Origin of the sequence: Gallaecimonas kandeliae, from assembly GCF_030450055.1 — a bacterium.
Taxonomy (GTDB): domain Bacteria; phylum Pseudomonadota; class Gammaproteobacteria; order Enterobacterales; family Gallaecimonadaceae; genus Gallaecimonas; species Gallaecimonas kandeliae.
On the sequence record NZ_CP118480.1, the window covers coordinates 3,224,141 to 3,248,207 of the forward strand.

Consider the following 24,067-nt stretch of genomic DNA (forward strand, 5'->3'; position numbering starts at 1 on the left):
TGCCCTGTCAGCCTTAGAGGCCTTCGGCGACGGCGACGACGTTGTCGACGGTGAAACCGAAATGCTTGAAGAGGTCGCCGGCCGGGGCGGACTCACCGAAGGTGGTCATGCCCACCACGGCGCCATTCAGGCCCACGTACTTGTACCAGTAGTCGGCGATGAGGGCTTCGACAGCCACCCGCTTGGTGACGGCGGCCGGCAGCACGGACTCCTTGTATTCCTTGCTCTGGGCCTCGAAGACGTCGGTACAGGGCATGGAAACCACACGCACCGCACGGCCTTTGCCGGCCAGCACCTCGGCGGCGTTGAGTGCCAGCTCAACCTCGGAACCGGTGGCGATGAGGATAAGCTCAGGCGCAGTGGCACAGTCCTTGATGATGTAGCCACCCTTACGGACGTCGGCCAGTTGCTGGGCACTGCGTTCCAGGCAGGGCAGGTTCTGACGGCTGAACACCAGGGAGGTGGGGCCGTCTGTGCGCTCTATGGCGTGCAGCCAAGCCACGGCGCTCTCGACGGTGTCGGCCGGGCGCCAGGTGCTCATGTTGGGGGTCATGCGCAGGCTGGCCACCTGCTCCACCGGCTGGTGGGTGGGGCCGTCTTCACCGAGGCCGATGGAGTCGTGGGTGTAGACGAAGATGGCGCGCTGCTTCATCAGGGCGGCCATGCGCACGGCATTGCGGGCGTATTCCATGAACATCAGGAAGGTGGCGCCGTAGGGGATGAAACCGCCGTGCAGGGCGATGCCGTTCATGATGGCGCTCATGCCAAATTCACGCACCCCGTACCAGATGTAGTTGCCGGAGGCATCATCATGGGTCAGGGGCTTGGAGCCGGACCAGAGGGTCAGGTTGGAACCGGCCAGATCCGCGGAACCGCCCATGAATTCCGGCAGCAGGGCTGCGTAGGCTTCGATGGCGTTCTGGGAGGCCTTGCGGGTGGCTATCTTCTCGCCCTTGTCCTGGCACTGCTGCACATAGGCGGCGGCCTTGTCGGCAAAGTCGGCGGGCAGTTCGCCCTTCTGGCGGCGCAGGAACTCGGCGGCCAGCTCGGGGTAGGCGGCCTGGTAGGCGGCGAACTTGGTGTTCCAGTCCCCTTCCAGCTTGGCGCCCTTCTCCTTGGCGTCCCAACCGGCATAGATGTCGGCGGGGATCTCGAAGGGGGCGTGCTCCCACTTCAGGAATTCGCGGGAAGCCTTGATCTCGTCGTCGCCCAGGGGGGCGCCGTGGCAGTCGTGGCTGCCGGCCTTGTTGGGGCTGCCGAAACCGATGATGGTCTTGGTGATCACCAGGGTCGGGCGGCTCAGATCGGAGCGGGCTTCCTCGATGGCGGCCTTGACGGCTTCGGCTGAGTGGCCGTCCACGTCGCGGACCACTTGCCAGCCGTAGGCTTCGAAGCGCTTGGCGGTGTCGTCGGTGAACCAGCCTTCGACGTGGCCGTCGATGGAGATGCCGTTGTCGTCATAGAAGGCGATCAGTTTGCCCAGGCCCAGGGTGCCGGCCAGGGAGCAGGCTTCGTGGGAGATGCCTTCCATCAGGCAGCCGTCGCCCAGGAACACATAGGTGAAGTGGTCGACGATGTCGTGGCCGGGTCTGTTGAACTGGGCGGCCAGGCTCTTCTCGGCGATGGCCATGCCCACGGCGTTGGTGATGCCCTGGCCCAGGGGGCCGGTGGTGGTCTCGACGCCCGGGGTGTAGCCGTACTCGGGGTGGCCCGGGGTGCGACTGTGCATCTGGCGGAACTGCTTGAGGTCTTCGATGCCGAGATCGTAGCCGCTGAGGTGCAGCAGGGAATAGATCAGCATGGAGCCATGGCCGTTGGAAAGCACGAAGCGGTCACGGTCGGCCCAGTCGGGGTTCTGGGGGTTGTGGTTCAGGTAATCGTTCCACAGCACTTCGGCGATGTCCGCCATACCCATGGGGGCACCGGGGTGACCGGATTTGGCTTTCTGGACCGCGTCCATGGACAGGGCGCGGATGGCGTTGGCAAGCTGGCGACGGGAGGGCATCAAGAACTCCGGGACTCTGGGGTTAAAAAATCGGCCTTATTTTCGCCCAACAGGGGCCTTGGGGGCAAATCGCTTGCGCCTTTCCAGGCGCCGCCCTTTGGGCTTTAATGGTGGGCATCACAGGCCGGAGAATTTTTGCACAGAAGTACTGGCGTCTGGACGTCCATCTGTGTAATATCGCCGCCCTAATTTCGGGGCCTGGGCCGCCACGCCGGCGTTTCAGGCTTTTCTTGCCGACATTCAATGAGTTGAGTGGGAAATGACCAGACGTCTTTTTACTTCCGAGTCCGTTTCTGAAGGCCATCCTGACAAGATCGCCGACCAAATCTCCGACGCCGTCCTTGACGCCATCCTGGCCCAGGACCCGAAAGCCCGGGTTGCCTGTGAGACCTACGTCAAGACCGGTATGGTGATCGTCGGTGGCGAAATCACCACTTCCGCCTGGGTCGACATCGAAGAACTGGCCCGCCGCACCGTCCGCGAGATCGGCTACACCAGCTCCGAAATGGGCTTCGACGGCGACAGCTGCGCCGTGCTGAACGCCATCGGCAAGCAGTCCCCCGACATCGCCATGGGCGTTGACCGTGCCGATCCCTTCGAGCAGGGCGCCGGTGACCAGGGCCTGATGTTCGGTTACGCCTCCAACGAAACCGACGTGCTGATGCCCGCCCCCATCACCTATTCTCACCGTCTGGTCAAGCGCCAGGCCCACGTGCGCAAGTCCAAGGAACTGTCCTGGCTGCGCCCCGACGCCAAGTCCCAGGTGACTTTCGTCTACGAGAACGGCAAGCCCGTGGCCATCGACGCCGTGGTGCTGTCCACCCAGCACAGCCCGGAAATCGACCAGGCCACCCTGCGTGAAGCCGTGATGGAGCACATCATCAAGCCGGTTCTGCCCGCCGAGTGGCTGACCAATAAGACCAAGTACTTCATCAACCCCACCGGCAACTTCGTGATCGGCGGCCCCATGGGCGACTGCGGCCTGACCGGCCGTAAGATCATCGTCGACACCTACGGCGGCATGGCCCGTCACGGTGGTGGCGCCTTCTCCGGTAAGGATCCGTCCAAGGTTGACCGCTCCGCCGCCTACGCCGCCCGCTACGTCGCCAAGAACATCGTCGCCGCCGGCCTGGCCGACCGCTGCGAGATCCAGGTGTCCTACGCCATCGGCGTGGCCGAGCCGACCTCCATCTCCGTGGAGACCTTCGGCACCGGCAAGATCGAAGAAGAGCGCATCGACCAGCTGGTCCGCGAGCACTTCGACCTGCGCCCCTACGGCCTGGTGCAGATGCTGGACCTGAACAGGCCCATCTACCAGCCGACCGCCGCCTACGGCCACTTCGGCCGCGACGAGTTCCCCTGGGAAAAGACCGACAAGGCCGAAGCCCTGCGCGAAGCCGCTGGCCTCAAGTAAGCTTGAAGCCCACAAAAAAGGCGCCGTCTGGCGCCTTTTTTTATGGCTTAGCGTCTGGGCTCAACGCCCCAGCTTCTCCAGGCCGCCGTTGCCGACGTTGGGGAAGCGCTTGCGGTCCTCATCGGTGGCGCTCTCGTTGCACTCGCCGGTGAAACGCAGGAAATGGCCGCGCTGGGTGCTGTCCAGCTGTATGTAACCGCTGCGGCAATAGCCGTTGTCGGCCAGTTTCTCTTCCAGCAGCTCCAGCAGTTTGTCTTGTCCCTGGCCAGCCTCCTGCCGGGCCTGCTGGCCACCCCGGTCGCCGCCGGACCTGCCCATGCCCGGCCCACCGCGGCCACCTCGCCCCTCCCGGCCACCCATGCCGGGGCCACTGCGGCCGCCCTGGGTTTCCAGACTGAACACGAAGCGCTTGGAGCCGTCCTCGCTGATGTAGGTGGAGAAGTAGCTGCTGGGCTGGGTCATCTCACGCTCAGCGGGCCTGTCCCGGTCGCAGCTGCAACAGCCCGCCAGCACCAAAGCCAGAAAGCTCATCAGGGGCAAGGTTCTCATCGGGTTTTCCTTTTTTGTGGTAAAAGACCCCTCATCAGACCCCGGGCCTGGCGCCGGCAACGAAAAGAAAGGTAAAGGGTGAGCAAAGAAGTGTTGGAGACGGCCGTGGCGGCCTGTTTCGAGCGGGCCGAGGCCCGTTTTGGCCGCCTATTCAAGCGGCCTGGGGTCAGCCTGGATCTGCGCGGCCGGGCCGCCGGCCAAGCCCACATGGGCAAGGGGTTGCTGCGCTTCAACAAGGCGCTTTACCAAGACAACCGCCAGGCCTTCCTGGACGAGGTAGTGCCCCACGAGGTGGCCCACTGGCTGGCCTGGCAGCTGCACGGTTCCCGCATCCGCCCCCATGGCATTGAATGGCAGGCCCTGATGGTGGAGCTGTTTGGCCTGGCCCCCAAGCGCACCCACGATTTCGAGCTGAAGGAAAGGACCTTTACCTACCATTGCCGCTGCCGGCAGCACCAACTCAGCGTACGCCGCCACAACAAGGTGCAGAGGGGGGATGGCCAATACCAATGCCGCTACTGCGGCCAGCAACTCAAGGCAGGCCTAAAGGGCTAGACGCCAGACTGGGCCACGTCGCTGCTGTCCGTCGGCTGGTAATGCAGCGCCACCCCCATGGACAGGGGCTCGGCCTTGGTGACCTGGGTATGTTGGGGGTAACTGACGGTCAGGTTGTTTTCCCCCTGCCAGTTCAGGGAGACATGGTCGCCGGGAGCCTTGGCCACCCAGACCAGCTGGTGGTTGGCGAAATGCCAGAAGGAGCGGGGTTCGAGCATCAGCTCTGTGACCGGCTGCTCGCCACAGCGGCGCACCGACAGCACGGCGCGGTAGTACTGATCCGGGGAATCGGCGGTGGCCAGCACCGTCTTGTCACAGCAGGACGCCAGCAGCATCGGACTGCCGACAAGAAAGAGTAGCTTGAGTCCTGCTCTGTTCACCCTGTCTATCCCCAAAAGATGCCGGCGAACGCCGGCAAGCCAACATCAATACCGTATTCACGGCCAGCTGTCATCACCCTTTAGCACCATAAAAGCCCCCTTTTTCAAACTAAAGTACTAGATAGTAACAAGCTGTTGCCAAGGCCCTTGGCCGGTGGCAAGGTCGGGGTGTGTTCCATAACCCACTAACTGCCATGCAACGCTAGGAAAACCACATGTGTTCTATTTTCGGTATTTTGGATCTGAAGTCTGACCCCCAGGAACTGCGTAAAACCGCCCTGGAAATGTCCAAACGCATGCGCCACCGCGGCCCCGACTGGTCCGGTATCTACGCCGACAACAATGCCATCATCGCCCACGAGCGCCTGGCCATCGTCGACATGAATAATGGCGCCCAGCCCCTCTACAATGCCGAAAAGAACCATGTGTTGGCCGTTAATGGCGAGATCTACAATCACAGGGCCATCCGCCAGCAATACCAGGACAGCTACGCCTTCCAGACCGAGTCCGACTGCGAGGTGATACTGGCGCTCTACAAGGACAAGGGCGAAGCCTTCCTCGACGAACTGAACGGCATCTTCGCCTTCGTGCTCTATGACGCCACCGACAACAGCTACCTGATCGGCCGCGACCACATGGGCATAATCCCGCTCTACATCGGCTGGGATAAGGACGGCAACTTCTATGTGGCCTCCGAGATGAAGGCCCTGACCCCGGTCTGCAACCAAGTGGAGACCTTCCCCCCCGGCCATTACCTGTCCTCCAAGGACGGCCAGATCAAACGCTACTACCAGCGTGACTGGCAGGCCTACGAGGCGGTGGAGCACAACCCCAGCTCGGCGGCCGAGCTGCGCGAGGCCCTGGACGCCGCCGTCAAGCGCCAGCTGATGTCGGACGTGCCCTACGGGGTGCTGCTGTCCGGCGGCCTGGACTCGTCGGTGATCTCGGCCCTGGCCCAGCTCCACGCCGCGCGCCGTATCGAGGACGACGAGCAAAGCGCCGCCTGGTGGCCGAGGCTCCACTCCTTCGCCGTCGGTCTCAAGGGCTCGCCGGACCTTGCCGCCGCCCAGACAGTGGCCCAGCACATAGGCACAGTGCACCACGAGATGCACTTCACGGTGCAGGAGGGCCTGGATGCGTTGCGGGACGTCATCTACCACCTGGAAACCTATGACGTCACCACCATCCGCGCCGCTACCCCCATGTACCTGATGGCCCGCAAGATCAAGGCCATGGGCATCAAGATGGTGCTCTCCGGCGAAGGCTCTGACGAGCTGTTCGGCGGCTACCTCTACTTCCACAAGGCCCCCAACGCCCGGGAGTTCCACGAGGAAACCCTGCGCAAGCTGGACAAGCTCTACCTCTTCGACTGCCTGAGGGCCAACAAGGCCATGGCCGCCTGGGGCATAGAGGCCCGCGTGCCCTTCCTGGACAAGGAGTTCATGGATCTCGCCATGCGCCTCAACCCGGCCGACAAGATGTGCGGCAACGGCAAGATTGAGAAGCACATAGTCAGGGAGGCCTTTGCCGACCTGCTGCCAGAATCGGTGGCCTGGCGCCAGAAGGAGCAGTTCTCCGACGGCGTCGGCTACAGCTGGATAGACAGCCTCAAGGAGATGACGGCCATGGAGGTCACAGACCAGCAGCTGCAGACGGCCCAGTACCGCTTCCCGCTCCACACCCCGGACACCAAGGAAGCCTATTACTACCGCCAGATCTTCGAAGAGCATTTCGGCAGCCAAGATTCGGTGGTCCGTACCGTGCCCCACGGCAAGTCGGTGGCCTGTTCGACGCCGGCGGCCCTGGCCTGGGATGCCAGCTTCCAGAACAACGCCGACCCCTCGGGCAGGGCCGCCAAAGGGGTCCACCAAAGCGCCTATTGAACGGAGTAGTAGCTGATGGCGATACAGAACCTCGCAGTGCCATACGAGGTGGACGGCCTGCCCTTCGAGGGCAGGCTGCTTTTCAAGGCTGGCGCCAAGCCAGACAGGGCCCTGCTGATGGCCCCCAATTTCCTGGGGGTCAGCCAGGGGGCCATCCAACTGGCCGAGCAATTGCTGGACGACAACAGCGCCATACTGGTGCTGGACCCTTACGGCACCCCGGTCGGTAACGTCGAGGAAGCCCAGGCCGCCATGGCGCCGCTTAAGGCCGACAACGCCCTGCTGCGCCGCCGGCTGCTGGCCGCCTACCAGGCATTGCAAGACGAAGCAGCCAAGCTGGGCATCGCCGGGGACAGGCTGGCCGCCTTCGGCTTCTGCTTCGGCGGCGCCTGCGCCTTGGAGCTGGCGCGGATGGGATTGGCGCTGAGGGCAGTGGTGACCTTCCACGGCCTGCTGGAGACCCCGCAGCCAGAGACCAGCAAGAGGCCCACTGGCCCGGTGCTGGTGCTGAACGGCGCCGCCGATCCCCTGGTATCGAAGGGGGCCATCGCCGCCTTCGAGGCGGAGATGGACGGCCTGGAAGCGGACTGGCAGCTGGTGAACTTCGGCGGCACCTACCATTCCTTCACCGACCCCAGTGCCAACAGGCCGGGGCGCAGCCAGTACAACCCGGTGGTGACCCGAAGGGCCTTCGCCATGATGGCGAACCTCTTCGACGAGGTCTTCGCCTGACAAAAAGCCCGGCCTGAGCCGGGCTTTTTCATCCTTGCCAGTAGGCCCTCTGGAGGAGTAAATCCAGGTCAGTGCCGGTTGGCAGGGTGCCGTAGCTGTGGCCCCCTTCCCCCAGCCGTGAACGGATAAAGGCATCGGCCACACCATTGGGGGCCCCTTTGGCCAACAGGGCCCCTTGCAGGGTCAGGGCCAGCAGCTCCGTGATGCGCCTGGCGCCGATCAGGGCGTCTGTCTTCAGGAGGTGCTGGAGCTGGCGCCAGGCCAGTTCCAGCAGCGGGTGCTGGGTCAAGGTACCGTCCAGCTCGCGGGCCCAGGCATCCAGGCTCTCTGGGTGGCGGTCCAGGGCCCGTAAAACATCCAGGGCCTGGATGTTGCCGGATCCCTCCCAGATGGCGTTGATGGGCGCCTCCCGGTAGAGCCGCGCCGTGATGAAGTTCTCCATGACGCCGTTGCCACCCAGGCATTCCATGGCCTCCATGGCATGCTGGGGAGTGCGTTTGCAGATCCAGAACTTGCCCACCGCCGTGCCCAGGCGCAGCAGCGCCTGCTCATGGGGATCGGCCTGGTTGTCGAGGGCCCTTGCCATACGCAGGCTCAAGGCGAGGCTGCCTTCGGCTTCCAGTTGCAGGTCGGCCAGCACGGAGGCCATCAGCGGCTGGTCGATGAGGCGCTTGCCGAAGGCCTGGCGGTGCTGGGCATGATGGACCGCCTGCACCACCGCCTGGCGCTGGCCGGCGCTCGAGCCCAGCATGCAGTCGAAGCGGGTCAGGGCCACCATCTCGATGATGGTCTGCACCCCCTTACCCTCCTGGCCCAACAGCCAGCCGCGGGCCCCCTTGAGCTCCACTTCGCTGGAGGCGTTGGATCTGTTGCCCAGCTTGTCCTTGAGCCGCTGTATCTCCACCGGGTTCTTCTGGCCCTGCCACCAGCGGGGCACCAGGAAACAGGAGAGGCCGCCCTGGGCCTGGGCCAACATCAGGAAGGCGTCGGACATGGGCGCCGAGAGGAACCACTTGTGCCCTACCAGCTCGTAGCAGCCGTCGTTGTGGAGCCGGGCGATGCTGATGTTGGCGCGCACGTCCGAGCCGCCCTGTTTCTCGGTCATGCCCATGCCCAAGGTCAGGCAGCGCTTCTGCTCATGGGGCCTGTTGCTGCCGTCGTAATCCAGGGCCATCAATTTCTGGTGCCAGTCCGGCAGCTGGGCCCTGAGCACGGGGGCGGCGGCGAAGGTCATGGTCACAGGGCAACCATGGCCGGCCTCCACCTGGCTGTGCAGGTAGTACTTGGCGGCACGGGCCACATGGGCACCCGGCTTGGGTTCCCGCCAAGGGGCGGCGTGCAGCCCCTCGGACATGGCTTTCTGCATCAACTGATGGTAGCTGGGGTGGTAGTCGATGGCGTCCAGGCGGCGGCCCTGGCGATCATGGCTCTGGAACTCAGGAGGATGGGCATTGGCGGCAAAGCCCAGGGCCAGGGTCTCGGGCTCCGTTATCCAGCGGCCATGATCCGAGAGCGCCTCCTTGGCCCAGCCAGCTCCTTCCCTGACCACCCCCTCGGTCAGGGCCCTGTCCAGGCTGAATGCATCGACCTTTTCCAAGGGCGGGGTCTGGTTGAGCACTTGCCGGGTATCGAACATGGTCACCTCCTTTTGCTTTGACCAAGATGGCAGCTGCCCCTTCATCAGGCAAATTATCTACAGCTTTCAGGTCAAAGTGCGGGTACAAAAAAGGCGCCATAGGCGCCCTTTCATGGTTTGCCCTTGCTTATTTGACGAGGCCACAACCGTTCCGCTGCAGGCAGAGTTCCAAGATCTGTTCGCACTTATATCCCGGGAGCCCACTCATGACACAGGCTTCTTCCTGTGCCCAACAGCTGTCACAGTTGTCGGCTGCCAGGGTGGTAAAAGCGACAGACATTCCCATACCCAGGCCAGCAGCAGCCAGCGCGATCTTTGCTTTGATCTTCATAAAGACATTCCTTATCTCCAATAAACCCAGTATCCCTGGGTGAGGAACTGCAGTGCTTGGCCGGCAATCCGGCCAGTCTTATGAGTTCTGGAGGTGGCGGTAGGCTTCAAGTATCGCCTCGGGGCGGTAGCCGTCGATCTTGCGATCCCCAATCACCAGCACAGGGATGCTTTGGGCGTTCATTTTTTTATAGTCGGCACGCTCGACATCCGAGCCTTCAACGTTGATCTCGTGGAAGGGGATCTTGTGCTCTTGCAGCAGCTTGCGAGTCTTGGCGCAGTAAGGACACCAGCTGGTGCCAAAGAGGATCACGGGTTCTTCGAAGCGGCTGTGCAATGCCGTGAAGTTTCCTGTCGTGTAGTTGGGTTTCAGCCAATGGGGAAGTTGCGCCGCAGCCCAGCCGATACCGGCACAGCCGGCAAAAATACCGAGATAGACGACGCCGCTTTTCAGATGGTTTTTCAGTGACATAGACCTCTCCTTGGTCATGAGTTTTCATCCCTGAAAATAAAAGAACATAAATTAACCATTAGCGTCAAGCCTCCATGGGCAGGCTTGGAGGACCACCTAGCTCCCCTCAGTGGCGCGCATCCTGACTAGACTTAGCAGCAAGTAGCCAGGAGGAGTTATGGAACACCCGGATCGTCTTCGGACCCTGCATATCCGCACCCAGCACCTGTGGCGGGATGCGCTCAGGGAGCGGCTGGGGCAATTCCCGTTGTGGAGTGCCGACCAGGTGGTGGATCACCTGCGCGGCGTGCCCACCATGGCCGCCGACACCCTCTGCCAGCAACTGGCGGAGCAGGGCTTCCTGCTGGAGCTGATCTGGGGGGACGAGCTGCGCTACCCGGCCTTCATGGTAGCCGGCGGCGAAGTCTTCGAGGAGATGCCCAGGCTGCTGACACTGATCAATACCCACCTCGACAACGAAATGGACCGTTACCTCTGGCTGACCCAGTACCAGCTGGAGCTGAACGCCGTACCCGCCGAACTCCTGGGCAGCCGCGAAGGCCGGCTGCTGCTGATGGCCTTCCTGACCGAATAGCTCAGCGCCGCACCAGTTCCACCTGCACCTTGTCCAGGTGCAGATCCCGCTGGGGGAAGGCGATGACGATACCAGCTCCCTTGCAAGCCTCGTCCAGTTCGAAACGCAGATCCGAGGCCACCCGCCGCAGATCCATGGGGACTCTGGCCGGCACCCAGTAGAGGAGCTTCATCACCAGGCTGTTGTCGCCGAAGTCGTCGAACAGCACCTCGGGGCCAGGGTATTCCTCGACGCCGGGGTGGGCAATGGCCGCCGCCAGCATCAGCGCCCTGACCTTCTGCACGTCCGAGCCGTAGGCAACCCCGACAGTCACAGAGCCCCGGACATGGGCGGCCTGCAACAGGGTCCAGTTCACCACCCGCTGCTCGAGGAAGTAGGAGTTGGGCACCAGCACATGGACGCCGTCGGTGCGCAATATGCGCACGCAGCGGTTGCCGATGTCCTTGACCATGCCCACCTCTTCCCCCAACTCAACAGTGTCACCGATGCGGATCGGCTGCTCGATCAGCAGGATGAAGCCGGAGATCAGGTTGTTGATGAGGTTCTGGGCCCCGAAACCTATGCCGATGGCCACGGCGCCGCCCAGCACGGCGAAGATGGTGACGGGAATGCCGGCAAAGGGCAGGGCCACCAGTATGATCACCAGGTACAGCAGGTAGGACAGCAGCCGTTGCAGCACATGGGCCCTGTTGTCCCCCAGCTTGAGGGTCAATCGCTTATGCAGGCCATGGGTCAGCCACTGAACCAGGATGAAACCGATGATGCTGATCAGCAGGGCGATGCAGATCTGGCCCAGTGTGACCTTGGCGTCGCCGCTTTGGTACAGCGGCAGGTTCCACAAGGCCGCCAGGCTATGGGTCCAGTCTTCGGAGAGCTTTTCGATGGCCGCCTTGGACATGCTGTCGCCTCTTGAAATTCAGATAAGCCCGAACGCAAATCCTGGCCAGGCTTCCGTTCTTCCATAGCAACTGGCTGTCTTACCTGGCTTTTTTAATGTAGCAGTTGACTGGCTGGCCATGGCCTAGGCCAGGCATCCCAGGGAAAAGTCGCCTAAACTGGACTGCAACAACAAGGAGGGCGATATGGAAGCACTCTGGGAGTTTCTGGCTGACTTGGCCTTCAATGGCTGGTAAAAAAGCCTCCGTACGGAGGCTTTTTTCATGGTGACAAGGCATGGATGAATATCAGGACATTCTCGATTTCTGGTTCGGCGCCCTGGACGAGGACGGCATGAGCGACGGGGCGCACCGCCAGCTCTGGTTCCAGTCGGACCCCGCCTTCGACCAGGAGCTGACCAGGCTCTTCGGGGCCGATCTGCAAAAGGCCATCAAGGGCCAATACGACCACTGGGCCGATGAACCGGCCGGCAGGGTCGCCCTGCTGCTGCTGCTCGACCAGTTCAGCCGCAACATCCACCGCGGCACAGCCCAGGCCTTTGCCCAGGATCCCCTGGCCCAACAACTGGTGGAGGAAGGGCTCAGCCTGGGCCAGGACAGCACCCTGCCCGCCGCCTACCGGCTCTTTTTCTACATGCCGCTGATGCACGCCGAAGACAGGGCCCTGCAGGCCCTGGGGGTGGACTGCTTTGCCCGCCTCGCCGGGCAGGTGCCCGCCGCCATCAAGCCCATAGTGGACAACTCCCGGCGCTTTGCCGAGCTGCACCAGGCCATAGTGGATCGCTTCGGCCGCTTCCCCTACCGCAACAAGGCCCTGGGGCGCCCCGACACCGCCGAGGAAAGCGCCTGGCTGGTGGAAAACCCGGGCGGCTTCGGCCAGGCCTGAGCGGGCTCCCTCAGCTTCAGCCCAGCCTGGCAGCCGGCCAGGAGCCCGCCAGCCCCGCCCGCTTGCCCTGCCCTTGCCGCTCAGGGTCTTGGGGAGTATGTTGAGCTGAATCACAACAAGGAGCCTCCACATGAAAGCCTTCCTCGCCGCTACCGCCCTGCTGGCCGCTTCCGCCAGCGCCTTTGCCACCGAAGCCCCGGCCGGCGCCAGCGTCTACTTCATCTCTCCCCAGGACGGCGCCACCGTCAGCAAGACCTTCACTGTCCGCTTCGGCCTCACCGGCATGGGCGTCGCCCCCGCCGGCACCATGGTCAAGAACACCGGCCACCATCACCTGCTGATCGACCTCGATAAGCTGCCGGACCTGACCAAACCCCTGCCCGCCAACGACCACGTCAAGCACTTCGGTGGCGGCCAGACCGAGACCCAGCTGACCCTGAGCCCCGGCAAACATACCCTGCAACTGATCCTCGGCGACTACGCCCATGTGCCCTTCACCCCGGCCGTGATCTCCGAAAAAATCACCGTCAACGTACAATGACCAAGAGGGCGCGACAGCGCCCTTTTTTAATGGGAGGCAGCATGAGCGATCTGGCACCCGACCCCGAACTGACCGGCTGCCCAGCGGGCGCCCCCTGCCCCGAGCGGGACAGCTATGACATCAAGGCCAGGGAACTCAACCCCGGCCTGGTGGTGGCCAGGGCCCTGCCCCAGCGCCAGCGCCGCCTGATAGGTCCCTGGTGTTTCCTGGACCGCATGGGCCCCCTGGAGGTCACGGCCGAGCACAAGCTGGACGTGGCCCCCCATCCCCATATCGGCCTGCAGACAGTCACCTGGCTGCTGGAAGGCAGCATCCGCCACCGCGACACCCTGGGCTCGGACCAGGTCATTACCCCGGGCCAGTTGAACCTGATGACAGCCGGCCGTGGCATAGCCCACTCGGAAGAAGGGCTGACTCCCGTCGGCGGCCGCCTCTTCGGCGTGCAGTTCTGGGTGGCCCTGCCCAAGGCCATGGCCGAGTGCGAGCCGGCCTTCGCCCACCACCAGGGGCTGCCCCGCCATATCGAAGGCCAGGTGACCCTGACCCTCTTTGCCGGTGACTACGCCAGTCAAAGCTCACCGGCCCGCTACCACAGCCCCCTCTTCGGCGCCGAACTCAAAGGCAGCGGCGACTTCGAGCTGGTGCTGGAACCCCACTTCGAATACGGCTTGCTGCTGCTCAAAGGAGAGGCCAGGCTGGACGGCGAAACCATGGGCAAGGACAGGCTCTATTACCTGGGCACAGGCCACCAGGAAACCCGGCTGGAACTGCGCGATGCCGTCATCATCTGCCTGGGCGGCCAACCCTTGGACGAAGATATCGTCATGTGGTGGAACTTCGTGGGCCGCAGCACCGAGGAGATAGCCCAGGCCCGCGAACGCTGGCAGCAGGGCGGCTTCGGCGCCGTGCCCGGCTACCCCGGCAGTCCCATAGCGGCGCCGCTTCTGGAAGGCCAACTCAAGGCCGGTAGATAGTCTTAATTTGTCGAAAGATAGCGCCGACATTTCGCCATATTAAGTGGCAAAAACGAAGGCTATGCTGTTCCCAACCCCAAGATTGGAGGACATGCCATGTTACGTACCATCAAGGCGCTGATCCCAGGCCAAGCCACCAGCGACGGCGCCGGCGTCAAACTCAAGCGCCTCATCGGCACCCAGAGCCTGCCGGATCTGGACCCCTTCCTGTTGCTGGACGAATTCAGCTCCGACAGCCCGGACGACTATCTGGCCGGCTTCCCCGACCATCCCCATCGCGGCTTCGAGACGGTGACCTACATGCTCAATGGTCGCATGCGCCACCGCGACAACAAGGGCAACGAGGGTCTGCTGCAAAGCGGTGACGTGCAGTGGATGACGGCGGGCTCAGGCCTCATCCACTCCGAGATGCCGGAGCAGGAGCAGGGGCTGATGCGCGGCTTCCAGCTCTGGGTGAACCTGCCCAGGGCCGAGAAGATGAAGGCCCCCCGTTACCAGGACATCGCCAGCCGCCACATCCCCGTGGTGAGTGACGACGCCGGCAACAGCATCAAGGTCATCGCCGGCCGTTATGGCGAGGCGACAGGGCCTGTGGACGGCGTAACCCTGGATCCTTTGTACCTGGACATCGAACTGGTGCCCGGCGGCCAGCTCAGCATAGCTGTGCCCTCAGGCCACAACGCCCTGGTCAATGTCTTTGAAGGCAGTGTCGAGATAGGGGAGCAGGGCGTCACCAAGGGCAACATGGTGGTGCTCAAGGACGGCGATCAACTCTCGGTATCATCGGCCGAAGGCGGCCGCTTCCTGCTCATCGCCGGCCAGCCGCTGCGCGAACCCGTGGTGCGTTACGGGCCCTTCGTGATGAACACATCGGAAGAGATCCAGCAGGCCATGCAGGACTACCAAGCCGGCCGCTTCTAAGCCCAAAAGGCCAGCGTTGCGCTGGCCTTTTCGATCACCATAGCCAGAGCGCCAGGCCGGCCGCCACAGTGGTGGCCCCCAGCCCCAGCCACACCAGCCTGCCCAGGGCCAGGCCCCTGCATGTGGATAGCGGTGCCAGCCTGCTGGCGCTCCTTTCCCCTACCAGAGCCAGAGCGCCAGGCCGGCCGCCACAGTGGTGGCCCCCAGCCCCAGCCACACCAGCCTGCCCTGGACCAGGCCCCTGCATGTGGATAGCGGTGCCAGCCTGCTGGCGCTCCTTTCCCCTACCAGAGCCAGAGCGCCAGGCCGGCCGCCACAGTGGTGGCCCCCAGCCCCAGCCACACCAGCCTGCCCAGGGCCAGGCCCCTGCATGTGGATAGCGGTGCCAGCCTGCTGGCGCTCCTTTCCCCTACCAGAGCCAGAGCGCCAGGCCGGCCGCCAGAGTGGTGGCCCCCAGCCCCAGCCACACCAGCCTGCCCAGGGCCAGGCCCCCTATGTACAGCGCCAGCATACCCTTGACCACCGTATTGGTGACGGCCGCCAGCACTATGCCTTGCACGGCAGTGTCTGCCTGGATGCTGTCCAGGGCCATCCGCGACAGGCTCACGGTGATGGCATCCACGTCCGCCAGGCCCGCCGCCACCGCCACCAGCCAGAGCCGCTGCTCGCCGAACCAGTGGGTGATGGCCGCCGACAACAGCATGATGCCGGCGATATAGAGGCCGAACTTCACCGCCGGCCAAAGCTGGAAGGGTTGGGGTGCCAGCTTTTCGTTGCGCACGCCGCTGCCGCGGCGCCACAGCAGCAGCGACATGGCGATGCAGACGGCGAACATCACCATCATCGGCAGCCAGAGCGGTGCCAGCAGGGCCGGGTTAACCAGGGCCGCCACGACCAAGATGCGCGGGTACATGATGCCGCAGGCCATCAGGATGCCGGCCGCCAACAACCTGGGCAGCGGCAGGTCGCGGTTCAGTTTGGACAGGCTCAGGGTCACGGCGGTGCTGGAAGCCAGGCCACCGAAGATACTGGTCAGCATCACCCCCTTGTCAGGGCCTATGAGCCGCAGCGAGAAATAGCCCAGCAGGCTGATGGCGGCGATCAGCACCACCAGCCAGCCGATGGCCTGGGGATTGACGGCCTGCCAGGGCCCCAGGCCCTTGTCCGGCAATATGGGCAGCACCACCAGCCCCACCACCAGCATCTGCAGCACCGCCTTGATCTCCTCGTCGTCGATGCGGGTCAACCAGCGATGCATGGGAGCCTTGAGGTGCAGCAAGACAGCGGTGATGACGGCACTGGATACCGCTTCGAGGATCAGATCCTGGGTCACCATCACCCCCAGGGCCCAGGTCACCAGCCCCGCCACTACTGTGGTCAGCCCCTGGTCGTTACGCAGCCGGTTCTCCAGCCAATGGGCCATCGCCAGCAGCCCCGCCACCCCCAGGCCGCTGACCGCCACTATCCAGGGCCCCAGGCTGTTGGCCAGGAGCCCGGCAAGGCAGCCGGTGAGGCTCAGCAGGGAGAAGGTGCGGATCCCCGCCACCCGGCTGCCCTCTGGCCCATCCCGCTCCTGCCAGCCCCGCTCGGAGCCGATGATGAGCCCCAGCCCCAGGGCCAGGAGGATTTGCAACAAGGGGGAAACTGACACAAAGTGCATGGCATGACATCCCTGGCAGAACAGTACTATGGCCGATATTAAGCCGCTTCTTGAGCTAGTGCGACAGTGCCGGCTTTGTGAAGCACAACTGCCCCTGGGCCCCAACCCCGTAGTGAGGGCAAGCGCCACGGCCAGGCTGCTGATCATAGGCCAGGCCCCCGGCACCCGCGTCCACGCCACCGGCATTCCCTTCAACGACCCTTCGGGCGACAGGCTGCGCCAGTGGCTGCAGATGGACAGGGAGACCTTCTACGACGAGTCCAGGGTGGCCATCATGCCCATGGGTTTCTGCTACCCCGGCAAGGGCAAGAGCGGCGACCTGCCGCCCCGCCCCGAATGTGCCCCCACCTGGCACGACCGCCTGCTGGCCGCCATGCCCCAGATTGAACTGGTTTTGCTGGTAGGCCGCTATGCGCAGGATCATTATCTGGGCGACAAGCGCAGCCTCACCGAGCGGGTCCGCCACCATGGCGATTACGGCCGCTTCTTTCCCCTGCCCCACCCCAGCCCCAGGAACCTGCTTTGGCTCAAGCGCAATCCCTGGTTCGAAGCAGAGGTGTTGCCGGCACTACGGGCCAGGCTGACCGGCCTCGGCCGCTGACCTCTTTCCTCCTGCCGCTGGCCTTTTAATCGGGGATCTCCGCAATCGGGAGCGATAAAATGCGCCCTCTCGCTCCAAGGGATCCCTGCGATGTCCAACGCTTTCCTGCTGCGCCACCCGCCCTTCCTGCGCTTCTGGCTGGGCCAGACCGCCTCCTCCCTGGCCTACCAGATGTTGGTGGTGGGCCTGGGCTGGCAGATGTACAGCCTCACCCACAGCGCCCTCAGCCTCGGCCTCATCGGCCTGGCCCAGTTCCTGCCGCAGCTGCTGCTGACCCTCATCGCCGGCCACGTCGCCGACCAGCACGACCGCCGGCTGGTAGTGGTGGTTTGCCGCACCGTCCTGGCCCTGGTGATGGCGGTGCTGGCCTGGGCCAACCTGGCCGGCCAGCTGAGCCCGGCCCTCATCTACGGCTGCGGCGCCCTGCTGGGGGCGACCCGGGCCTTCGAAGGCCCTGCCACCCAGGCGCTGCTGCCCAAGCTGGTCATGCCTGAGCAACTTTCCAAGGCCCTGGCCCTGGCCGCAGGCACCCGCGAGGCCACCGTCATAGCAGGCCCAGCCCTCGGCGGCCTTGTCTACCTGGCCGGGGCCTCCTGGCTCTACGGCGCCTCAGTGCTGGGCTTTGCCCTCTCGGCGGCGGTGCTGCTAGCCCTGCCCCACCAGCACCAGGCCCCGCCCAAGGAGCCGGTGAGCCTGGCCCGGCTCTTCTCCGGCATCCACCATATCCGCCAGAACCCCGTGGTGCTGGGGGCCATATCCCTGGATCTGTTCTCGGTGCTGCTGGGTGGTGCCACGGCACTGCTGCCGATCGTTGCCAAGGACATACTGCACACAGGCCCCTGGGGCCTGGGGCTGCTGCGCTCGGCCCCGGCCCTGGGCGCCTTGCTGATGTCGGTGTGGCTGGCCCGCTTCCCCCTGGAACGGCGGGTAGGCCGCAAGATGTTCGCCGCCGTGGCCCTCTTCGGCCTGGCCACCATCGCCTTCGGACTCTCTGAAAACCTCTGGCTGTCATTGGCGGCCCTGCTGGTGCTGGGGGCCTCGGACATGGTCAGCGTCATAGTGCGCTCGACCCTTATCCAGCTGGAGACCCCGGACGCCATGCGCGGCCGGGTCAGCGCCGTCAACTACATCTTCATCGGCACCTCCAACCAACTGGGGGAGTTCGAGTCGGGGCTGACGGCGGCCTGGTTCGGGGTGGTGCCGGCCATAGTGGTGGGGGGCCTGGGCACCTTGCTGGTGGTGGCGCTCTGGATGAAGGCCTTCCCGGCACTGAGTGAGCGGGACAGGTTGACCGCATGAAAAAGGCCGCCCCAGGGGCGGCCTTTTTCATGGCGCTTATCATCAGGCGGCAGGCTGGCCGGCCTGGTCCAGCTGGGCCGAGAGCTGCTTGACCTCGGCCTCGAAGGCCGGCTTGTCCTTGCGCTCAACGGACGCCGCCATGGGGATCTTGGCGGTCATGGGGTTCACCGGGCGGCCGGCGATATGCAACTCGTAATGCAGGTGCGGGCCCGTGACCCGGCCAGTGGCGCCGGACAGGGCTATCTTCTGGCCGCGGCTGACCAGTTGGCCCTTGTGCACCAGGGCCCTGCTCAGGTGCAGGTAACGGCTGACGTACTTGCCGCCGTGCTCTATGACGATGTATTTGCCGGCATAGGGGTGGTTGGTGACCCGGGTCACCACGCCGTCGGCCGTGGCCAGCACCGGGGTGCCGCTGGGGGTGGCGAAGTCGGTGCCGTTATGGGGGGCGTAGCGGCCCGTCACCGGGTGGTGGCGATGGGGGTTGAAGGGGGAGCTGACGCGGTAATGGCGGGCCGTGGGATAGCGCAGGAAGGCCCTGGCCAGGCTCTGGCCGTCGGCGTCGTAATAGCTGCCGTCACTGAACAGGAAGGCGTTCAGCTCCTTGCCCCTGTTGTTGATGCGGATGGCGGCCAGCTCGGTGTCCCCTGTGGCTTCGCCGTCCACGAACTGGCTGCGGCGCACCACCTGGAAGCTGTCGCCGGCCCTAAGATCCCGGGCGAAGTTGAGCTTGTCCTTGAACAGGGAGGAGATGCGGGCGATGTCGTTCTCGGAGAGGCCGGCCTTCTGGGCAGAGAGATAGAAGCTGCCGTTGATCTCCCCGCCCAGGGCATCGCTCTGCCAGGTGCCGGGGATGTCCACCTTCTTGAATTCGAAATGGCTGTCGTCCACCCGGCTGAAGATCACCTGGTGGGCCAGGCTGAAGCGCAGTTCCAGTTTCTGCAGTTCGTTATCCTCCCCCAGCCAGAAGCGCAAGGTGTCGCCGGGCTTGAGGGTGTCGAGGGCCAGGATCTCCTGGTCGCTGTCCAGCACCTGGTACATGGCGGCCTGGCTGACCCCCAGGTGGTCGAAGATGCCGCTGAGGGTGTCGCCGGAATGGATCTGGTATTCGAAATTGGGCAGGGAAAGGGCCTTGGCCTGGGGCGCTTCGGCCACCGGCGCCGGCGCATCTTCCGGGATGGCGACAGGAGTGCGGTCCAGGTTCAGGCTCGGCAGGGAGAGGCTCTCCTGGTCGCCGTTATTACGGACACCGATCACCGCCGCCATCAGCAGCACAGTGGATGCCAGGGCCAGCTTGTGGGCCCTGGGCAGCCGGGCGAAAGGTTCCAAGACCGTTCCGACCATCAGCTCGACGAATTTTTCCGGTGCCTTTCGCATCTCGATGGGGCCTCACGCCAAGGTTGCCGCAACAGGCGGTATCGGCAGCTTGTGACTGCACTGCGCCCCACAAGTTCGGGGCCAGCGTTACCTTATAACCTTGACGCCCTTATCTCAATGCACCGCCTCAAGCTTCCTTGACCAGCTTCACAACTGTTTCCACATGGAGGCTGTGGGGGAACATGTCCACCGGTTGCACCAGCTCGATGCGATAGCCTCCTTGGGTAAGCACGGCGAGATCCCGGGCCAGGGTGCCCGGATCGCAGGACACGTAGACCAGCTTTTCCGGGGCCATGGCCAGCAGGTTGTCCAGTACCGTCCTTTCGCAGCCCTTGCGGGGCGGGTCCAGCACCACCACCGCCGGCTGGTAGCCGTCGGCCGCCAGGGCCGGCATCAGTTCCTCGGCCCGGCCCAGCTTGAAGCTGGCATTGACGGCACCGTTGCGCTTGGCGTTGGCCTCGGCGTCCGCTATGGCCTGGGGCACGGATTCCACCCCCAGCACGGCGCCGGCGGCCTTGGCCAGGAAGAGGCTGATGGTGCCGATGCCGCAGTAGAGATCCAGCACCTGCTCGTCACCCTTGAGGGCAGCGAATTCCAGGGCCTTGCCGTAGAGCACGGCGGTCTGGGCCGGGTTGACCTGGAAGAAGGACTGGGCCGAGAGGCTGAAGCAGAGTTCGCCGATGTTGTCTTCGATGGCGCCGGGGCCGAACAGCACCTTGTCCTCGAAGCCCAGCACCCTGTTGGTGCGTTCGCCGTTGATGTTCTGCACCAGGGTGGTGAGCCAGGGAGCCTGGGCCTGGAGCTTCTGTACCAGGGCGTCCAGATGCGGCACCTCGGCCGTCAGGGTCACCAGCACCAGCATCCACTGGCCGCTTTGTTGGCCGTTCCTGACCATCAGGCCCCGTACCTGGCCGCTGTGGCGGCCCTCGTCATGGCCCTGGATCTTGAACTCCTGCATCCACTGGCGCACCAGGCCCACCAGCTCTTCCACCTGGGGCGCCTGGACGGCGCAGTCGTCGGTACGCACCAGCTCGTGGCTGTGCTTCTTGAAGAAACCGATCTCGAAGCCGCCGCCCTGGCGCTGCACCTGATAGAGGGCCTTGTTGCGAAAATGCAGGGGCTCGGCCATGCCGAAGCAGGGTTGCACCTCCACCGCCAGGCTTTGGTCGGCCAGGGCCTTGGCCACCAGGGTGCGCTTGAATTCCAGCTGGGCCGGGTAGGCCATCACCGCCACCTGGCAACCGCCGCAGTCTGTGTGGGGGCAGAAATGGGGCACCCGCTCGGCCACGGGCGCCAGCACCTCGATCAGCTCGCCCTGGGCGTAACGGGGCTTAATGCCGCTGAGCCTGGCGCTCACTTCTTCCCCCGGCAGGGCCCCGGCCACGAAGATGCGCTTGCTACCCCACTGGGCAATGCCGTCGCCCTTGTCGGTGAGGCTGTCGATATTGAGGGTGACGATTTCATTGCTCATAAAAGCTCCAGGGGCGCGCAGCGGGTGGCGAATGATAAGGCCGGGCCGGGGTCCCGGCAACCGATAAAGCATCTTTATTGGCCGTATGGAAGGCTGTTGCACCCGGTCCCCAGTCAGGATAGCTTTAGGGGGTCTGCCATTACCGAGCGATAGAGCCTTTTTCATTCCCCGTAGTTAAGGAAACTGCCCCATGTTCCAAAATGACGATCTGCGCATTCTCGAGATCAAAGAACTCCTTCCCCCCATCGCCGTTTTGGAAAAGTTTCCGGCTACCGAAGCCGCCGCCGCCACCGTCTTTGAGGCCAGGCAGGCCATACACCGCATCCTGGACGACCAGGACGACCGCCTGCTGGTGATAGTGGGCCCCTGCTCCATCCACGATCCCGCCGCCGCCCTGGAATACGGCCGCAGGCTCAAGGCCCTGCGCGACGAGCTCAAGGGCGACCTCGAGGTGGTGATGCGGGTCTACTTCGAAAAGCCCCGCACCACTGTGGGCTGGAAGGGCCTGATCAACGACCCCTATCTCGACAACAGCTTCCAGATCAACGACGGCCTGCGCATCGGCCGCAAGCTGCTGCTGGATCTCACCGACCTGGGCCTGCCCACTGCGGTGGAGTTCCTGGACATGATCACCCCCCAATACCTGGCGGACCTCATCAGCTGGGGGGCCATAGGCGCCCGCACCACCGAATCCCAGGTGCACAGGGAACTGTCCTCCGGCCTGTCCTGCCCCGTGGGCTTCAAGAACGGCACCGACGGCAACATCAAGATCGCCACAGACGCCATAGGGGCCGCCTCCAGCCCCCACCATTTCCTGTCGGTGACCAAGTTCGGCCACAGCGCCATCGTCTCCACGGCCGGCAACCCCGACTGCCACATCATATTGCGCGGCGGCAAGGCCCCCAATTACAGTGCCGAGGAAGTGGCCGCCGTCCTGGCCCAGCTGCAACAGGCCGGGCTGCGCCAGAAGCTGATGATCGACTTTTCCCATGCCAACAGCGCCAAGCAATACCAGCGCCAACTGGCCGTGACAGAAGACGTGGCCGGCCAACTGGCCGCCGGCCAAAAAGCCATCTTCGGGGTCATGATCGAAAGCCACCTGGTGGAAGGCCGCCAGGAGCTGGAGGACGGCCAGCCCCTGACCTACGGCCAATCCATCACCGACGGCTGCCTCGGCTGGGAAGACACCGAAAAGGCCCTGCGCCAATTGGCCAGCGCCGTCAGAAGCCGCCGGCAAGCCTAACAGGCCACTATTGGCCTGTTCCTGATGGACAGAAAATTGTTCCCAGAAGAATGGCGCGTTTCTTTGGGAACAAAGCAATATTCCTGCCGTAGAATCCTGGCCAACTGGGTTTGTCTCGCGGGGCCCCTTTTAGTGCAGCGCTGAGCCGCCGGGAGCGAAAGGCCAGCCGAGACAGGACGTCGAGGCAGGCGAATACGTGTCAGGAACGCGTATGAGCCGGTGGCCTCCGAGCGACCAGAGGCGAAGATTAAGCGGAACGTAGGGGTGCACTCTTTGGTTACTTTCTCTTGCACAGAGAGAAAGTAACCCGCCCGCCGGGGCGGGACCCGGCATATAAAGCCACTTTTTGTTAAGTGCCTGCTTTACTTAAGATCCTTGCTGTTGACTGGAAGCTACCAGTCACTCTGAAATAACGTAAATGGCTCTTGGCTGAAGTGCCATGTTTTTCTAACAGCGTTTCTAAGGAGTAAATATGTTAGTGGGACTTCTTTCTTTTGTCGGAGTGATAGTTGGCGCAGTACTTCAATACTTCTTTACCAAACATACGGAACATCAACGCCACCTACGTGAGCTTCGTTCAAAAGCTTACATGGATTATTTACAGTGCGTTTGCGAATTGGCCCAGTTCAGACCTCAGAATGGCACTCAAGAACAGCGCTCATTATTCGCGAAAACAGGGGATGCGAAGGCCCGTATTTGCCTCTATGGTTCCAACAAAGCGATATTGGCATTCTCAAACTTCGAGCGGCTTGGTGCTTCTATGAATACACCTCAACAACGGGAAGCCTTTACAAGCATGGTCTCTATAATGCGTTCCGACTCAGGGAGTAAGAGTTGCCCTGAACCTAGTGCGTTACAGGACATTATTCTGGGAGTCGATTAATACCCCCCTGACCTTCTCATACGCTTATTCAACTCGAACCCAATCAACAGCGGATAAAATCTGCCATCAGCCGGGCTATGGCTAAACCGTCGTGGCCGCCCTCAAAGCTTTCCAGCGCCGCCTGGCTGCGCCCCTCCCCTATGTCGGCCCAGCGCTTCCTAAGCAGGGCTTTGCCGTAGGCGGGGGTGAACTCGGGGTGGCCCTGGAGGGCCAACACCTGATCCTGGATGTGAAAGGCGGCCAGGGGGCAGAAAGCGCTTGCCGCCAGCAGTGAGGCGCCCGGCGGCAAGGCCGTGACCTGGTCCTGGTGGCTGGCGATGAGCCGGAAAGCCTCGCCCTGCGCTTTCAGCCAGGCAGGCTTGTTTTGCCACCCATATTCCATGACACCGACGCCCCAGCCCTTGTCCGAGCGCTCGCAGCGCCCGCCCAGGCTATGGGCCAGCAGCTGGTGGCCGAAGCAGATGCCGATGAGCTTCTGGCCGGCCCCCTGGCGCCCTCGCAGGAAGTCGGCAAGCCGTAGCACCCAGGGGGCATCGGAGAAGGCGTCAGCCTTGGAGCCGGTGACCAGCAGGGCATCGAAGTCTTGGGGCCGCTCCGGGTAGATGCCTTGGATGACGCTGAAGATGGTGCTCTCGACCTCGATGCCGGCCCTTTCGAAGAGCTGCTGGAACATCAGGCCGTAGCCGCCGAAGGGCCCGGCCAGATCGGGGGGCAGTATGTCGGTTTCCAGCAGGGCCAGCTTCATGGGGCGCTCCAAAACAAAAACGGCAAGGAAACCTTGCCGTTTT

Annotated in this window: 24 protein-coding genes; 13 read left to right on the forward strand and 11 right to left on the reverse strand. The window is 63.7% G+C overall.

Going from position 1 to position 24,067, the window contains the following annotated elements; all coding sequences use genetic code 11:
* Positions 1 to 13: 13 nt before the first annotated feature.
* A complete protein-coding gene (gene tkt / locus PVT67_RS15945; protein ID WP_301495323.1) occupies positions 14 to 2,005 on the reverse strand; it encodes a transketolase in 1,992 nt (663 codons plus the stop codon).
* A 259-nt stretch (positions 2,006 to 2,264) separates the two neighbouring features.
* Between tkt and metK the strand changes: the two genes are divergently transcribed.
* Complete coding sequence (gene metK / locus PVT67_RS15950) at positions 2,265 to 3,419, forward strand: methionine adenosyltransferase (protein ID WP_301495325.1); 1,155 nt, start codon at positions 2,265 to 2,267, stop codon at positions 3,417 to 3,419.
* Between the two features lie 60 nt (positions 3,420 to 3,479).
* On the opposite strand, the gene PVT67_RS15955 is transcribed toward metK, so the two are convergent.
* Positions 3,480 to 3,968, reverse strand: coding sequence for a hypothetical protein (locus PVT67_RS15955; protein WP_301495327.1), 489 nt, complete (start codon positions 3,966 to 3,968; stop codon positions 3,480 to 3,482).
* A 78-nt stretch (positions 3,969 to 4,046) separates the two neighbouring features.
* Here PVT67_RS15955 and PVT67_RS15960 point away from each other — a divergent pair, with 78 nt between their 5' ends.
* Positions 4,047 to 4,523 carry a SprT family zinc-dependent metalloprotease gene (locus PVT67_RS15960; RefSeq protein WP_301495329.1) on the forward strand — a complete coding sequence of 159 codons (477 nt, stop codon included), beginning with the start codon at positions 4,047 to 4,049 and terminating at the stop codon, positions 4,521 to 4,523.
* Here PVT67_RS15960 and PVT67_RS15965 read toward each other — a convergent pair.
* Entirely contained in the window at positions 4,520 to 4,858 is a 339-nt protein-coding gene (locus PVT67_RS15965) for a hypothetical protein (protein ID WP_301495331.1), read from the reverse strand. The two genes, PVT67_RS15960 and PVT67_RS15965, sit on opposite strands and share 4 nt — an antisense overlap.
* Before the next feature lie 260 nt (positions 4,859 to 5,118).
* Here PVT67_RS15965 and asnB point away from each other — a divergent pair, with 260 nt between their 5' ends.
* Positions 5,119 to 6,786 carry an asparagine synthase B gene (gene asnB / locus PVT67_RS15970; RefSeq protein WP_301495334.1) on the forward strand — a complete coding sequence of 556 codons (1,668 nt, stop codon included), beginning with the start codon at positions 5,119 to 5,121 and terminating at the stop codon, positions 6,784 to 6,786.
* Positions 6,787 to 6,801: 15 nt separating this feature from the next.
* The gene (locus PVT67_RS15975) at positions 6,802 to 7,518 is read left to right on the forward strand and encodes a dienelactone hydrolase family protein (RefSeq protein WP_301495336.1); all 717 of its coding nucleotides are present in this window, start codon (positions 6,802 to 6,804) and stop codon (positions 7,516 to 7,518) included.
* A 28-nt stretch (positions 7,519 to 7,546) separates the two neighbouring features.
* Here the strand turns inward: PVT67_RS15975 and PVT67_RS15980 are convergent, their stop codons facing one another.
* The 3 genes from PVT67_RS15980 to PVT67_RS15990 all read right to left on the reverse strand — a co-directional run bounded on the left by PVT67_RS15980 (position 7,547) and on the right by PVT67_RS15990 (position 9,956).
* Positions 7,547 to 9,154 carry an isovaleryl-CoA dehydrogenase gene (locus PVT67_RS15980; protein ID WP_301495338.1) on the reverse strand — a complete coding sequence of 536 codons (1,608 nt, stop codon included), beginning with the start codon at positions 9,152 to 9,154 and terminating at the stop codon, positions 7,547 to 7,549.
* Positions 9,155 to 9,281: 127 nt separating this feature from the next.
* On the reverse strand, positions 9,282 to 9,485 hold the full coding sequence (locus tag PVT67_RS15985; protein ID WP_301495340.1) for a hypothetical protein: 204 nt from the start codon (positions 9,483 to 9,485) through the stop codon (positions 9,282 to 9,284).
* Between the two features lie 78 nt (positions 9,486 to 9,563).
* Positions 9,564 to 9,956 carry a glutaredoxin family protein gene (locus PVT67_RS15990; RefSeq protein WP_301495343.1) on the reverse strand — a complete coding sequence of 131 codons (393 nt, stop codon included), beginning with the start codon at positions 9,954 to 9,956 and terminating at the stop codon, positions 9,564 to 9,566.
* 157 nt (positions 9,957 to 10,113) lie between these two features.
* Here PVT67_RS15990 and PVT67_RS15995 point away from each other — a divergent pair, with 157 nt between their 5' ends.
* A complete protein-coding gene (locus tag PVT67_RS15995; RefSeq protein ID WP_301495345.1) occupies positions 10,114 to 10,530 on the forward strand; it encodes a hypothetical protein in 417 nt (138 codons plus the stop codon).
* 1 nt (position 10,531) lies between these two features.
* Here PVT67_RS15995 and PVT67_RS16000 read toward each other — a convergent pair whose 3' ends face one another.
* A complete protein-coding gene (locus tag PVT67_RS16000; protein ID WP_301495347.1) occupies positions 10,532 to 11,428 on the reverse strand; it encodes a mechanosensitive ion channel family protein in 897 nt (298 codons plus the stop codon).
* Positions 11,429 to 11,703: 275 nt separating this feature from the next.
* Here PVT67_RS16000 and PVT67_RS16005 point away from each other — a divergent pair, with 275 nt between their 5' ends.
* The 4 genes from PVT67_RS16005 (at position 11,704) to PVT67_RS16020 (ending at position 14,748) form a co-directional block, all read left to right on the forward strand.
* Positions 11,704 to 12,312 (forward strand): DUF924 family protein, encoded by a 609-nt coding sequence (locus PVT67_RS16005; RefSeq protein WP_301495349.1) that lies wholly within the window; start codon positions 11,704 to 11,706, stop codon positions 12,310 to 12,312.
* 130 nt (positions 12,313 to 12,442) lie between these two features.
* Positions 12,443 to 12,853, forward strand: coding sequence for a DUF4399 domain-containing protein (locus tag PVT67_RS16010; protein WP_301495351.1), 411 nt, complete (start codon positions 12,443 to 12,445; stop codon positions 12,851 to 12,853).
* Between the two features lie 41 nt (positions 12,854 to 12,894).
* The gene (locus PVT67_RS16015; RefSeq protein WP_301495353.1) at positions 12,895 to 13,827 is read left to right on the forward strand and encodes a pirin family protein; all 933 of its coding nucleotides are present in this window, start codon (positions 12,895 to 12,897) and stop codon (positions 13,825 to 13,827) included.
* 96 nt (positions 13,828 to 13,923) lie between these two features.
* Positions 13,924 to 14,748: a pirin family protein gene (locus PVT67_RS16020; RefSeq protein WP_301495355.1), complete on the forward strand. Its 825-nt coding sequence runs from the start codon at positions 13,924 to 13,926 to the stop codon at positions 14,746 to 14,748.
* 409 nt (positions 14,749 to 15,157) lie between these two features.
* Here the strand turns inward: PVT67_RS16020 and PVT67_RS16025 are convergent, their stop codons facing one another.
* Positions 15,158 to 16,381, reverse strand: coding sequence for an MgtC/SapB family protein (locus tag PVT67_RS16025; protein WP_301495357.1), 1,224 nt, complete (start codon positions 16,379 to 16,381; stop codon positions 15,158 to 15,160).
* 55 nt (positions 16,382 to 16,436) lie between these two features.
* Between PVT67_RS16025 and PVT67_RS16030 the strand changes: the two genes are divergently transcribed.
* Together PVT67_RS16030 and PVT67_RS16035 are read left to right on the forward strand one after the other, a co-directional pair.
* Positions 16,437 to 17,009: a uracil-DNA glycosylase family protein gene (locus tag PVT67_RS16030; RefSeq protein WP_301495359.1), complete on the forward strand. Its 573-nt coding sequence runs from the start codon at positions 16,437 to 16,439 to the stop codon at positions 17,007 to 17,009.
* A gap of 90 nt (positions 17,010 to 17,099) precedes the next feature.
* On the forward strand, positions 17,100 to 18,308 hold the full coding sequence (locus PVT67_RS16035) for an MFS transporter (RefSeq protein WP_301495361.1): 1,209 nt from the start codon (positions 17,100 to 17,102) through the stop codon (positions 18,306 to 18,308).
* Positions 18,309 to 18,350: 42 nt separating this feature from the next.
* On the opposite strand, the gene PVT67_RS16040 is transcribed toward PVT67_RS16035, so the two are convergent.
* Positions 18,351 to 19,682, reverse strand: coding sequence for a peptidoglycan DD-metalloendopeptidase family protein (locus PVT67_RS16040; protein WP_301495364.1), 1,332 nt, complete (start codon positions 19,680 to 19,682; stop codon positions 18,351 to 18,353).
* 127 nt (positions 19,683 to 19,809) lie between these two features.
* A complete protein-coding gene (gene rlmD / locus PVT67_RS16045; protein ID WP_301495366.1) occupies positions 19,810 to 21,153 on the reverse strand; it encodes a 23S rRNA (uracil(1939)-C(5))-methyltransferase RlmD in 1,344 nt (447 codons plus the stop codon).
* 190 nt (positions 21,154 to 21,343) lie between these two features.
* On the opposite strand from rlmD, the gene aroG reads away from it, so the two are divergent.
* Together aroG and PVT67_RS16055 are read left to right on the forward strand one after the other, a co-directional pair.
* A complete protein-coding gene (gene aroG / locus PVT67_RS16050; protein ID WP_301495368.1) occupies positions 21,344 to 22,396 on the forward strand; it encodes a 3-deoxy-7-phosphoheptulonate synthase AroG in 1,053 nt (350 codons plus the stop codon).
* A gap of 472 nt (positions 22,397 to 22,868) precedes the next feature.
* Complete coding sequence (locus PVT67_RS16055) at positions 22,869 to 23,279, forward strand: Z-ring associated ZapG family protein (protein ID WP_301495370.1); 411 nt, start codon at positions 22,869 to 22,871, stop codon at positions 23,277 to 23,279.
* Positions 23,280 to 23,322: 43 nt separating this feature from the next.
* On the opposite strand, the gene PVT67_RS16060 is transcribed toward PVT67_RS16055, so the two are convergent.
* Positions 23,323 to 24,024, reverse strand: coding sequence for a glutamine amidotransferase-related protein (locus PVT67_RS16060; RefSeq protein WP_301495372.1), 702 nt, complete (start codon positions 24,022 to 24,024; stop codon positions 23,323 to 23,325).
* Between the last annotated feature and the right edge of the window lie 43 nt (positions 24,025 to 24,067).

Excerpts from the sequence above, each read along its gene's own strand:
- tkt (WP_301495323.1), bottom strand. The coding sequence starts at position 2,005 with ATGCCCTCCCGTCGCCAGCTTGCCAACGCCATCCGCGCCCTGTCCATG.
- metK (WP_301495325.1), top strand. The coding sequence starts at position 2,265 with ATGACCAGACGTCTTTTTACTTCCGAGTCCGTTTCTGAAGGCCATCCT.
- PVT67_RS15955 (WP_301495327.1), bottom strand. The coding sequence starts at position 3,968 with ATGAGAACCTTGCCCCTGATGAGCTTTCTGGCTTTGGTGCTGGCGGGC.
- PVT67_RS15965 (WP_301495331.1), bottom strand. The coding sequence starts at position 4,858 with ATGCTGCTGGCGTCCTGCTGTGACAAGACGGTGCTGGCCACCGCCGAT.
- asnB (WP_301495334.1), top strand. The coding sequence starts at position 5,119 with ATGTGTTCTATTTTCGGTATTTTGGATCTGAAGTCTGACCCCCAGGAA.
- PVT67_RS15975 (WP_301495336.1), top strand. The coding sequence starts at position 6,802 with ATGGCGATACAGAACCTCGCAGTGCCATACGAGGTGGACGGCCTGCCC.
- PVT67_RS15980 (WP_301495338.1), bottom strand. The coding sequence starts at position 9,154 with ATGTTCGATACCCGGCAAGTGCTCAACCAGACCCCGCCCTTGGAAAAG.
- PVT67_RS15985 (WP_301495340.1), bottom strand. The coding sequence starts at position 9,485 with ATGAAGATCAAAGCAAAGATCGCGCTGGCTGCTGCTGGCCTGGGTATG.
- PVT67_RS15990 (WP_301495343.1), bottom strand. The coding sequence starts at position 9,956 with ATGTCACTGAAAAACCATCTGAAAAGCGGCGTCGTCTATCTCGGTATT.
- PVT67_RS15995 (WP_301495345.1), top strand. The coding sequence starts at position 10,114 with ATGGAACACCCGGATCGTCTTCGGACCCTGCATATCCGCACCCAGCAC.
- PVT67_RS16000 (WP_301495347.1), bottom strand. The coding sequence starts at position 11,428 with ATGTCCAAGGCGGCCATCGAAAAGCTCTCCGAAGACTGGACCCATAGC.
- PVT67_RS16005 (WP_301495349.1), top strand. The coding sequence starts at position 11,704 with ATGGATGAATATCAGGACATTCTCGATTTCTGGTTCGGCGCCCTGGAC.
- PVT67_RS16010 (WP_301495351.1), top strand. The coding sequence starts at position 12,443 with ATGAAAGCCTTCCTCGCCGCTACCGCCCTGCTGGCCGCTTCCGCCAGC.
- PVT67_RS16015 (WP_301495353.1), top strand. The coding sequence starts at position 12,895 with ATGAGCGATCTGGCACCCGACCCCGAACTGACCGGCTGCCCAGCGGGC.
- PVT67_RS16020 (WP_301495355.1), top strand. The coding sequence starts at position 13,924 with ATGTTACGTACCATCAAGGCGCTGATCCCAGGCCAAGCCACCAGCGAC.
- PVT67_RS16030 (WP_301495359.1), top strand. The coding sequence starts at position 16,437 with ATGGCCGATATTAAGCCGCTTCTTGAGCTAGTGCGACAGTGCCGGCTT.
- PVT67_RS16035 (WP_301495361.1), top strand. The coding sequence starts at position 17,100 with ATGTCCAACGCTTTCCTGCTGCGCCACCCGCCCTTCCTGCGCTTCTGG.
- PVT67_RS16040 (WP_301495364.1), bottom strand. The coding sequence starts at position 19,682 with ATGCGAAAGGCACCGGAAAAATTCGTCGAGCTGATGGTCGGAACGGTC.
- rlmD (WP_301495366.1), bottom strand. The coding sequence starts at position 21,153 with ATGAGCAATGAAATCGTCACCCTCAATATCGACAGCCTCACCGACAAG.
- aroG (WP_301495368.1), top strand. The coding sequence starts at position 21,344 with ATGTTCCAAAATGACGATCTGCGCATTCTCGAGATCAAAGAACTCCTT.
- PVT67_RS16055 (WP_301495370.1), top strand. The coding sequence starts at position 22,869 with ATGTTAGTGGGACTTCTTTCTTTTGTCGGAGTGATAGTTGGCGCAGTA.
- PVT67_RS16060 (WP_301495372.1), bottom strand. The coding sequence starts at position 24,024 with ATGAAGCTGGCCCTGCTGGAAACCGACATACTGCCCCCCGATCTGGCC.